Raw genomic sequence first — 8347 nt, forward strand, 5'->3', positions numbered from 1 at the left:
ATATGAGCCAGTTATGATAAAAGTCCATCAATTAGCTAAAGAATATCCTATGGGTGACAGCTGCGTAAAAGCGCTTAATGGTGTTAGCTTTTCAATTGCAAGAAACGAATTTGTTGCCATCATGGGGCCGTCGGGGTCAGGTAAGTCAACACTGATGAATATCATTGGTTGTCTCGATAAACCCTCATCAGGCAGTTACAGCTTAAACGAGCAAGAAGTCGCGCAGCTGGATGACGATGCCTTGTCTGCCGTGCGTAACAAAGAGATTGGCTTTGTATTCCAAAGCTTTCATTTATTACCACGTTTATCTGCACTGAAAAACGTGTTGTTACCCCTGCGCTTTTCTGCAGAGCCAACTCAAGATACTGACTATGCCCATGAACTATTAGAGCGGGTAGGACTGGGTGAAAGACATGATCACAGGCCTAATCAACTCTCTGGCGGCCAAAGGCAGCGCGTTGCGATTGCCCGCTCTTTGGTTAATCGACCCGCTATTTTATTAGCTGATGAGCCAACTGGCGCACTGGACAGTAAAACTTCGGTTGAAATCATGGCGCTTTTTACTGAGCTGCATCAAGCCGGGCAAACCATTATTTTAGTCACCCATGAAGAAGAGGTGGCCGCTTATGCTCAGCGTATTATTCGCATGCGTGATGGCGATATTGTTGAGATTGAAGAGCGAGGTGAAAATGCTGCTTAATCAAACTTTCTTCACTAACGCGATTTTTAAGATAAAGCCGAGTAGGTGTCTAGGCCTGCTTAGAAAGCCAAAGCTTCAGTTTGCAGCGTCTATATTATTGGTGAGTAGTTTCAGTTCATTAGCGCTGGCGGGATCTGTCAATGCAGGTACAGATGTTAATAGCAATTCAAATGCTCAATCAGCTATCGCGGCACTAAAACAAAAACAGCTTATGCCCTTATTGCTTACCGGCCAGGTTGCATCGGTGATTTCACAAGCGTTTGTGGTCCCCAAAGCGGGTGACGCTTGGCGATATCAAATTCAATGGATGATGCCTGAAGGCACTTTGGCTGAACCAGGCCAAATCGTGGTTATTTTTGATAAAAGTGAAATTGATAGTCGTATCGAGCAGCTAGAGGGTACATTGCTAAGAGTCACGGCTCAGGAGCAAAGCCAAGCGATTGAGCTAAATGGGCAAATATTGCAAGCAGAATTCGATCTGAAGCAGGCAAAACTTGAGCTTGAAAAAGCCAAATTAGATGCTGCCATTCCAGCAGATTTTATTGCAGCTAAAGACTACGCCGACAATCAATTTAATAAACTCAAAGCTGAATCTGAACTATCGAAAAAGTACCAAGCTTTAGCTGAAGTTGAAGATAAGCGTAGCGCGTCGTTATCGCAACTTGCCATCGATAAAAAACGCGCAGAGCTTGAATTGTCGCAAGCACTAGCAGGGCTTGAGCAATTAGAGCTAAAAGCAGAGATTGCTGGCCCAGTTTTATATGGCCGCGATCCATGGAAGGATAAAAAATACTCGGTGGGTGACAATGTACAAATAGGCAGGCAAGTCGCCAATATTCCTGCGTTGAATGACTTAGAAGTGGTCGCATGGGTTAATGAAGTAGATGTTGACCGCATTGAGGTTGGGGAGCCTGTGCGTTTACGACTCGACTCTCAATCGAGCACCGTGCTTAACGGCAGCATAAACCAAGTGAGTCGCCAAGCACGTAAACAAGCAGCTTGGGGAAATAGTAACTGGTTTAAAATTGCGATTAAGTTTGCCGTGGATGACCGGGTGGAGATTATTCCCGGTATGAGCGTGTTAGTTGAAACAGGAGCAAGCTCATCATGAAGCAAACTGTAATAGCATTATGTGTGTTATCTAGCCTGTTGGTGGGTTGTGGCGACAATGTAGTCACTCAAGTTGAATCAGGTATTTTAGATCAACAGATTGAAGTGACAGGCGAGTTGGTTTCGGCCAATACGGTTAATCTTAAGCCGCCGGCATTAAGGCGTGTGTGGCAGTATCAGGTTAAAATGTTAGCCCCCGAAGGCAGTCAGGTGAAAAAAGGCGATAGAGTCGCCCAGCTTGATACCTCAACCTTAACTCAACGTTTATCGGTTAAGTCGGCAAACCTTGCGACAACAGCGCAAGATATTGAAACTTCGAAGCTGCGTAATGCCAAGAAGCTAGAAGAGCTGAAGCTTGATCTGGCTGAGGCTAAGATGAATCAAGAAAAAAGTCAGATGAAAGTCGATATTTCTGATGAAACAGTTTCGGTTATCGATCAGCAAAAATACCTTAGGGATGCCGTTATTTCTAACGATCTCGTCACCTTGATCAACCAGAAAATCCAACTCGAAATCAAAGGTGCTGAGCAGCGGATGAAGATGCTGGCAGGCGATCAACAAAAGTTTGCTGCCGAAGTCGCTGCGCTACAAAAAGGCATAAAATCACTGACCTTAATCGCGCCTCGCGACGGCATGGTGGTTTACGGCAACGATCAGCAAGGCAATAAGTTAGCCGAAGGGCAAAACATTTTTGGTGGCGACTCCGTATTGAGTATCCCCGATCTGCAACATATGCAGGTCAATATGACCATACCTGAAGTGGAAGCGGGCAGGGTACAAGTGGGGCAAGCGCTGAAGATCCGTCTCGATGCAAATCCTGAAAAAACCTTTAATGGCAAAATCATTGAGCTAGGTGCAGTTTTTAGAATTAAAAACCAAGATGTGCCATTAGTTATCTTTGATGCGGTTGCCAGTATTGATGAAGTGGACTCAGAACTTATGCGTCCGGGAATGACGGCCAAAATCAGTATCGACATCGCGAATAAAACCCCAGAGCTACTATTGTCGTTAGATGCCGTGCATTACGACAGTGGTAAAGCCTATGTGATAAAACCAGGCCTATTTAATGACAGTAAACAATACGTCAGTTTAGGCGCCATGGGTAAAGAGCAAGTGGTGATAAGCCAAGGGCTTGAGCAGGGTGAAGAGGTATTATTGCCATGATAAATACAGAAGATTTTACAACAAGTACGGTTCAATGCTGCGGTAATCAATCATCTAAAAAAGTGCTCGGCAGCAGTTTGTTATTGCTGGCAACCTTAGCGTTAAGTGCCTGTAGCGACCCTGCGACTAATGGCGTATTAACCTTTGAAGTTCAACGCTCTGACTTTAAAGTCGATATTCCAGCGTCGGGCGAGCTCGAAGCCAGTAATTCAACCACAGTTAATGTGCCTACAGGTCTTCGTGGACCGCAATCACTTGCTTGGATCATGGATAACTTTAGCAATGTTAAAGCGGGTGATGTTGTTGCGCGGATGGACGGTACACGCGAGAGTTTTCGCTTAGAGATGGAGTCGCTCGACTATGACCGTTTAGGACTAGATAGCCAGATCCAATCACAAAAAGATAAAACCATAGACAAAACACTCAGTACAGACACTAAATTAACGGCACAGGAGCAAGATTTAGCCGATAGATTCTTTAGTGAAGATGAACGTGTTTACACCAAAATCGACATAATTGATCAGATGCGCAACCAAGATTACCTCGAAGCCAAAATGGACTTCTATGGTTGGGGAATAAGCCAACATGGCTCTCAGGCTGAAGCGGAGCAAGAGCTGATTAAGCTAAAGCAGCAAGGTCATAAAGCGAAAATGAATCGCTATTCTAGCAACTTGCAACAAATGGAGATTGTAGCGCCTCACGATGGTTTGTTTGTGGCACAACCTGGCTGGAACGGCGCATTACCTGTACCTGGCGACATGATGTGGTCGGGTATGGCAATTGGTTTGCTACCTGACACCTCTAAAATGCAAGCAAAGCTCTTTGTACTCGAGTCTGAAGCGCTAGGCTTAGCGATTGGTAAACCGGTCACCCTTTATTTGGATGCTTACCCTGAACTTGCACTCACAGGCACCTTGACTCAGCTGGATGCCCTCGCTAAAGCAAAAGAGCAAGACAGCCCGGTCAATTACTTTCAAATTACCGTTAGCCTTGATAATACGCTGATAGAAATAATGCAGCCAGGTCGACAGGTTAACGCCATGGTGCACGCACTGGATGCCAAAGATGTGATTACCGTGCCTAATCAAGCACTGTTTCAAAAGTCCGGAGAATATTGGGTATATATTAAAACGCCGAAAGGCTTTGCCAAGCAAAGTGTAACCCTAGGCAATCGTAGCTTAAACCGCACTGTTATTACTGAAGGATTAAAGCAAGGTGATACGGTTGCACTGACAACACCGCCGAAGAGGAATCGAGTATGACCCAAAATAGACCCGCGGCGGAGCTGACGCATATCCAAGGCCATAAAGCGGTGCCTCTAGCCGTATATTGGGAAGGCATTAAGCAAGCATTTGATGAAATGCGTCATCATAAGCTAAGAACCTCATTAACTTTGTTGGGGATGATCTTTGGTGTAGGTGCGGTAATCGCCATGCTCAGTGTCGGCGAAGGGGCGGAGCGCGAAGCCCTAAAAATGATTGAATCCATGGGGGTCAATAACCTTGTGGTTAATGCCCGCAGTTCAGAAGGTGAGGCGCTAAAATCTGAACGTGAACACAGTATAGGTTTAAGCCTTCGAGACATTGAAAGTGCCCGAGATACCTTACCGTTTGTTGAGAACTGGAGCGCTGAGAAAAACGTTAAGGTATTTAGTTTATTCAGTTTAAAGGGCCGCAGCGATGCAAACGTTGCTGGAGTAACGCCAAGTTACTTTGACTTAAGTGCACTGCCTTTAGGCGAAGGCCGAACGCTAAATCGTACTGATGAAGACTATTATCAGCAGGTTGCAGTATTGGGGCCTGAAGCGGCGAGAAGCCTTTTTCCACAGGGTAATGCCATTAATAGCTTGATTAAGATTAACCACCAATGGTTTACCGTGGTGGGTGTGCTTTCTGAAAAAGAGGGCAGTAAGTCGAGCATTCAAGGGGTTAAGTTGGGTGGAGAGCGTAATCAAGTGTTTATTCCGCTCACTACCGCGCTTAAAAAGCTGCAGTTTAATACCTTAGAAAGTGAGCTTGACGCCTTTAAGTTAGCCTTAGTGGATGGTACAGAGCCATCGCTAGCGGCTAAAAGTTTGCAGCACCTGTTAGACAGGCGTCATGGTGGCGAAAAAGATTTTGAGATTGTGGTTCCGGCAGACTTACTAGCGCAACATCAAAAGACCCAGCAGATCTTTAATATCGTGATGGCTTGTGTCGCAGGGATCTCTTTGCTGGTGGGCGGTATTGGCATTATGAATATCATGCTAGCCACTATTTTAGAACGCACAGGTGAAATTGGTCTGTTACGCGCATTAGGGGCAAAACGTAAAGATATTGCGCGTCAGTTTTTAATTGAAAGTATCGCAATCTCAGCCACAGGTGGCATTATCGGAATCGCCGTGGGCCTACTGTTAGCATTAGTGATCTCTTCTGCAGCAGGTTGGCCAGTGGCATGGTCACCGTTTGCCATCTTACTTGCGCTTGGCGTGTGCATGACCATAGGCGTCGGTTTTGGCTTATATCCCGCCAATAAGGCTGCCAAGCTAGATCCGATAGTCGCACTGCAACGAGATTAATGCTTGGGGCTGATATTCTGATTGAATCATTTTGGCTCCGGCCACTTCAGAGCAGACATTGATTAAGGCAGAAATAGCCGTCAGTAATAAGATAACCCGTGGTTTCGCCACGGGTTATTTTCATTAGAGGCTGAAAAAAAACGCCAAAATTAATGCGGATATATACTAATAAATTGCGATGCTTAGCTGTAAATAGATAAGGCTTTTCGCAAAAAATAATTTTAATATCAGGCTGTTTCGGGTATGGTTGCCGAAATGTTACTGGTTAGTAAGCAGGTAGTTCTGATTGCTTAATGACAAATTTGTTTAAAAAATTTTGGTTTAAAAAATTATTAGCTATTTTTGCTGGTGCGTGTATGACCTTGAGTTATGCACCATTTAATTATTGGCCAATTTCATTTTTTTGTTTCGCAATTATCATCGGGTTAGTCAAACCTACTGATGAAAATACAACGGTAAAAAAATCAGCTCAGCTTGGATTTTATTTTGGTTTAGGCTGGTTTGGTGTGGGTATTAGTTGGGTTCATGTTGCCATAGCTGATTTTGGTGGTTTACCTTTAATTATATCATTGCTATTAATGTTGATTTTATGTGCGTATCTGGCACTATATCCAGCACTTGCATTTGCTCTAAGTTGTAAGTTATATCAATATAAGCGCCCATTAAACTGCCGTTCAAAGTATTGCCTGCTACACTGGTTTAGTTACTTTTCAATCTGTTTTATATTAATGGAAACTCTGAGAGGCATTGTGCTTACAGGCTTTCCATGGCTGTCTTTAGGCTACATTTTAACCGACTCCCCTTTAAACTTTTTAAGCCCGATAATCGGTGAGTTTGGTTTATCTTTCGTGGTATTAATATTCTCTTTTGCGGCTTATTTACTGTTTCAAGCAAAGCAAGTTTGGTTTTTATTAGCAAGCTTAAGCATTTTATTCATAACTTTGCTTATTTCACCTTATTTATCAAATACTCAACATCAAGATAAGCAGGTTAAGGTATTACTAGTACAAGGTAATATCGAACAGCAAATTAAATGGAACCCTGATCAAGCTTGGTCAATAATGCAGAAATACCGAGATCTTACCTACAAGAACTGGGATGTAGATTTAGTTGTTTGGCCCGAAGCCGCCATTTCAAAAGTTGAGTATTTGGCAGGTGATTTTTTAACACAGTTAGATAGCGCAGCGGCATTTAATAATACAGCGCTGATCACCGGAATTGTTGACTATCAAGTTGATACTACAGCGATATATAACAACCTCATTGTGGTTGGAAAACGAAATTTAGATAGTAAGCAAGGTCAATATCATTACCTGCATGACAATCGTTATACAAAGCATAAATTATTACCTATAGGTGAATTTGTGCCTTTTGAAGATATTTTACGACCAATAGCGCCATTATTTAATTTAGCTATGTCTTCCTTTAGTGAAGGCGAAGCAATACAAAAAAACCTAGTTGCTAACGGCTTGAATATTTTACCAGCCAATTGTTTTGAAATTGTCTTTTCTAATTTTTTAAGGCAAAACTACCAAACAAACTCAGATCTTTTATTAACTGTCAGTAATGATGCATGGTTCGGCGACTCACATGGCCCCCATCAACATATGCAAATAGCGAGAATGCGTTCCCAAGAACTAAGTTTACCTTTATTACGTGTTACCAATAACGGTATTACCGCAGTCTACGACCCAATTGATGATATACAGCAAAGTACGCCACAATTTGAAACCAACATACTTAAAACCCAGATAAAAACCATATCAGGTGATACTTTTTATAGCCGACATGGTGATAAACCGATGCAAATTTTATTACTACTTATATTTTTATGCGCCGTATTAGCAACTTATAAGCAAATAAAAACCAACTTAAAATTAAACTTGGCGCGAACAAAATAATAAACTTCGCTTTATCCAAATCAACTCTTAAGCACTAAATGGTAATGATTATTCATGACTGTATAGGCGCAGATATCGATACAAAATATGCTGGATAAGGCTTTTATTTTATCAACAATCCAGCCGCGTCGGTGTTCAAAGCTTTTCCCCGATACAGTATCTTCGCTACACAGGTAAGCTCGTCTTACGCAGCGGTTGATGATGTGATAGTAGGGCGTGGTTTCAGCATCAATTAGGGTACGTCTTGCCGAGGTCATAAAGCCCATCCTTTACTAAGCAGTATCAATCAGAGAAGTAAAAGCATAGTAGAGGAGAGATAAAAGAACAAAGATATGGCTGTCTTGTCTTTTTGTTAGCAGTGTTCTAATTGCGTACAGCTGTAACTGTCACCTCAATAAGTACATCACCTTCAAGAGCTACACCTAAACAAGCTCGTTGAGGCCAATTATCAGGGTTGTTACCAGCCCAATCACACCAAACCCTATCCATTTTGGGCTTATCCGTCATATTGGCAATGTAAACCTGAGCACTAACAATCTGAGTTTTGTCAGATCCCAACTCGGCCAAGTTACTATCGATTGTTTTTAACGCTAATTGAGTTTGACCACAAATATCCAAGCTTGTGTCTGCCGATGTTGCAACCGTCCAGACTATATCTTTGTATGCAGACGACTTATTTCGTCCCTGATAAATCCCACGCTTCCTTTCGATCATATTGCATCCTTTGAACTGCTAACGCCCTAATAACAGGCTAAGTAATGGTTGGCTAAAATTGTGTAGCGAAGCGAAACGTAGCCAACTCTTACGTGTCCTTGTTGATTTTTTTGTGTACGCCCAGCATGGGCATGAACTAATGAGGTGAAAGTCCTCTGTAGGAAGGTCACCGTTCAATAACATGCTGTTATTAAACGTTAA

Annotated in this window: 7 protein-coding genes and 1 pseudogene; 6 read left to right on the forward strand and 2 right to left on the reverse strand. The window is 42.9% G+C overall.

Annotated elements, in window-relative coordinates; all coding sequences use genetic code 11:
- Positions 1–13: 13 nt before the first annotated feature.
- The 6 genes from L2748_RS07310 to lnt all read left to right on the forward strand — a co-directional run bounded on the left by L2748_RS07310 (position 14) and on the right by lnt (position 7432).
- On the forward strand, positions 14–700 hold the full coding sequence (locus L2748_RS07310; protein ID WP_220783170.1) for an ABC transporter ATP-binding protein: 687 nt from the start codon (positions 14–16) through the stop codon (positions 698–700).
- Positions 690–1811, forward strand: coding sequence for an HlyD family secretion protein (locus L2748_RS07315; RefSeq protein ID WP_220783169.1), 1122 nt, complete (start codon positions 690–692; stop codon positions 1809–1811). Before L2748_RS07310 ends, L2748_RS07315 begins: the two co-directional genes overlap by 11 nt.
- A complete protein-coding gene (locus L2748_RS07320) occupies positions 1808–2974 on the forward strand; it encodes an efflux RND transporter periplasmic adaptor subunit (protein WP_220783168.1) in 1167 nt (388 codons plus the stop codon). The genes L2748_RS07315 and L2748_RS07320 overlap by 4 nt, the downstream gene beginning before the upstream one ends.
- The gene (locus L2748_RS07325; RefSeq protein WP_220783167.1) at positions 2971–4236 is read left to right on the forward strand and encodes an efflux RND transporter periplasmic adaptor subunit; all 1266 of its coding nucleotides are present in this window, start codon (positions 2971–2973) and stop codon (positions 4234–4236) included. Before L2748_RS07320 ends, L2748_RS07325 begins: the two co-directional genes overlap by 4 nt.
- Before the next feature lie 98 nt (positions 4237–4334).
- Complete coding sequence (locus L2748_RS07330) at positions 4335–5531, forward strand: ABC transporter permease (protein ID WP_220783177.1); 1197 nt, start codon at positions 4335–4337, stop codon at positions 5529–5531.
- Positions 5532–5824: 293 nt separating this feature from the next.
- The gene (gene lnt / locus L2748_RS07335) at positions 5825–7432 is read left to right on the forward strand and encodes an apolipoprotein N-acyltransferase (protein WP_248957676.1); all 1608 of its coding nucleotides are present in this window, start codon (positions 5825–5827) and stop codon (positions 7430–7432) included.
- A 4-nt stretch (positions 7433–7436) separates the two neighbouring features.
- On the opposite strand, the pseudogene L2748_RS07340 reads toward lnt, so the two are convergent.
- Positions 7437–7689 (reverse strand): annotated as a pseudogene (locus L2748_RS07340) (transposase); the annotation flags it as partial.
- A gap of 106 nt (positions 7690–7795) precedes the next feature.
- Positions 7796–8146 carry a RidA family protein gene (locus L2748_RS07345; RefSeq protein ID WP_220783549.1) on the reverse strand — a complete coding sequence of 117 codons (351 nt, stop codon included), beginning with the start codon at positions 8144–8146 and terminating at the stop codon, positions 7796–7798.
- Positions 8147–8347 lie beyond the last annotated feature (201 nt).

The organism is Shewanella sairae, assembly GCF_023283535.1.
Lineage (GTDB): Bacteria > Pseudomonadota > Gammaproteobacteria > Enterobacterales > Shewanellaceae > Shewanella > Shewanella sairae.

Coding starts and splice junctions, on each gene's coding strand:
- L2748_RS07310 (WP_220783170.1), top strand. CDS start 14: ATGATAAAAGTCCATCAATTAGCTAAAGAATATCCTATGGGTGACAGC.
- L2748_RS07315 (WP_220783169.1), top strand. CDS start 690: ATGCTGCTTAATCAAACTTTCTTCACTAACGCGATTTTTAAGATAAAG.
- L2748_RS07320 (WP_220783168.1), top strand. CDS start 1,808: ATGAAGCAAACTGTAATAGCATTATGTGTGTTATCTAGCCTGTTGGTG.
- L2748_RS07325 (WP_220783167.1), top strand. CDS start 2,971: ATGATAAATACAGAAGATTTTACAACAAGTACGGTTCAATGCTGCGGT.
- L2748_RS07330 (WP_220783177.1), top strand. CDS start 4,335: ATGCGTCATCATAAGCTAAGAACCTCATTAACTTTGTTGGGGATGATC.
- lnt (WP_248957676.1), top strand. CDS start 5,825: ATGACAAATTTGTTTAAAAAATTTTGGTTTAAAAAATTATTAGCTATT.
- L2748_RS07345 (WP_220783549.1), bottom strand. CDS start 8,146: ATGATCGAAAGGAAGCGTGGGATTTATCAGGGACGAAATAAGTCGTCT.